Origin of the sequence: Streptomyces sp. NPDC004542, assembly GCF_040610035.1 — a bacterium.
Classification (GTDB): domain Bacteria; phylum Actinomycetota; class Actinomycetes; order Streptomycetales; family Streptomycetaceae; genus Streptomyces.
On sequence record NZ_JBEXLP010000201.1, the window covers coordinates 1 to 2,446 of the forward strand.

Below are 2,446 nucleotides of genomic sequence, written 5' to 3' on the forward strand. Positions count from 1 at the left end.
GTCGCCACCCCGATCGTGGTCTCCGTCGGCCCATAGTGGTTGAACACCCCACACCCACCGGCCGCATCGGCCGCGGCCAGAAGATCCTGCACCAGCGCCGGGGAAGCCGCCTCACCGCCCAGCACCAGCGAACTTGCCGGCACCACAGCAGCAGCACCGAGCGCGGCCAGGTGGGAGGGCACCGCCTTCAGGAAGTCGATCCGCTGCTCCGCCAGGTAGCCGGCCACCGCCACCGGATCCGTCACCATCTCCTCCGGAAGCAGGTGCAACTCGCCACCGGTGGTCAGACTGGCGAAGACGACCGTGTTGCCCAGGTCGGTGGCCGGCCCCTGCAACACCGCATACCGGCCACCCGCCGCACCCAACCCCACCCGCTCCGGCACCGTCGACACATAGTTCGCCAACGCCCCGTGCGTCACCGCCACACCCTTCGGGCGGCCCGTCGAACCCGACGTATAGATCACATACGCCAACTGCTCCCGCTGCACGGCGACCTCGGGCGCGGTGGCCGGGAACCCGGCCAGCTGCATCGCCACGAGCGCCCCGTCCACCGCCACCAGCCGGTGCCGGCCCGCCGGAAGATCCTCCAGGATCTCCTCGGTCGTCACCGTCAGCACCGCACCGCTGTCCGCGAGCTGGAACGCGATCCGCTCCGCCGGCAACCCCGCATCGAGCGGCAGATAGGCGGCCCCCGCCTTCCACACCCCGAGGATCCCCGCGATCGACTCCACACCCCGCGGCAGACACAACCCCACCACCGACTCCGCACCCACACCCTGCGAAACCAGATAACGCGCCAGCCGATTCGCGCGGGCCTCCAACTCCCCAAACGACACCGACACGCCCTGCGAAACCACCGCAAGAACCCCCGGCGTCCGAGCCACCTGCGCCGCAAACAACCCCGGCACCAGCAACTCAGAGGCTGCAGCCTCCGTGTCGTTCCACTCCTCCACCACCCGAGCCCGCTCCCCCGGACCCAACACATCCACCCCAGACACCCGCACATCCGGGTCATCAACAACGTTTTCGACAACCCTCAGCAGGCAACCCACGATCCGCTCGGCCGTGGCATCGTCAAAGAGATCCATCGAAGCGATCAGACGTCCACGCAGGCCTGCCGGGGCACCCTGCGCGTCGAACTCCTCACCCATCACTAGGGCGAGGTCGAACTTGGCGCCGACCTGCTCCATCGAGATGCCGCTCGTTTGCAGGCCCAACAGCTCCAGGCCTGTCTCGGCTTCCCCTGCCGTCATGGCGTTGACGCCTTGGAAAGTGAGGATGACCTGGAAGAGGGGATGGCGGGCCAGGGACCGGGCCGGAGCCAGCTCCTCCACCAACCGCTCGAACGGCACATCCTGATGCGCGAACGCCCCAAGACCCGCCTCCCGCACCCGCCCCAGCACCTCGGCGAACGTCGGATCACCCGACAGATCACTGCGGATCACCAGGCTGTTGACGAAGCAGCCGACCAGGTCGTCCAGCGCCTCATCCGTCCGGCCCGCGATCGCCGACCCGATCGGAATATCCACACCCGCACCAAGCCGCGACAACGTCACCGCCAACGCCGACTGCATCAGCATGAACAGCGTCACGCCCCGCTCCCGCGCCAACTCCAACAGCCGCGCATGCACCCCCGCCGGCACATTCAGCCGCACCGCGCTACCCCTATGCGAGGGGACTACGGGACGTGGACGGTCGTAGGGAAGGACCAACTCGTCAGGGGCGTCCGCCAGTATTCGGCGCCAATACTCCACTTGGCGTGACATCAAGCTGTCCGGATCGCCTTCTGCACCCAGCAGCTCCCGCTGCCACAGCGCATAATCCGCGTACTGCACGGGCAGCGGCTTCCACTCCGGAGCCCGGCCCGCGCACCGCGCCGCATACGCAGCCGACAAGTCCCTCGCCAGCGGGCCGTTCGACCAGCCATCACTCGCAATGTGATGCACCACGACCACGAGTACGTGCTCATCCGTACCCACAGCAAACAGCCGAACTCGCAGCGGGATCTCAACACTCAGGTCGAAGGCGTACCGCGTAGCGTCAGCGACCGCCTCCGTAATGCCGTCCGGTCCCACTTCGGCAACCGGCAGATCAAAGCCGGTCTCTTCGAGGGAGAGGACCTGCTGGTACGGCTCGCCGTCGTTTGTCGCTCTGAACACGGTGCGAAGCGCCTCGTGCCGCTCCAGCACATCCCGCAGAGCCCCCTTGAGAGCCTCGCGATCCAGAACGCCGGTCAGGCGTACCACGGTGGGGCTGTTGTAGGTCGGGCTCGGCCCCTGCAACTGCCCCAGGAACCACAACCGCTGCTGCGCATACGACAACGGAACCCGCTCCGGCCGCACCCGCACCGCCAGCGCCTCCCGAGCCGAACCAACCCCACCCAGAACAGCAGCAACCCCAGCCGGCGTCGGCGTGTCAAAGAGAGCCCGCAACGGCAACTCCACAC

General features: G+C 67.7%; 1 protein-coding gene. It reads right to left on the reverse strand.

Annotated features, from left to right (window positions below; translation table 11 throughout):
• Positions 1–2,446: condensation domain-containing protein (locus ABZX30_RS38035; protein ID WP_355943005.1), on the reverse strand; the 2,446-nt coding region annotated here is incomplete at both ends.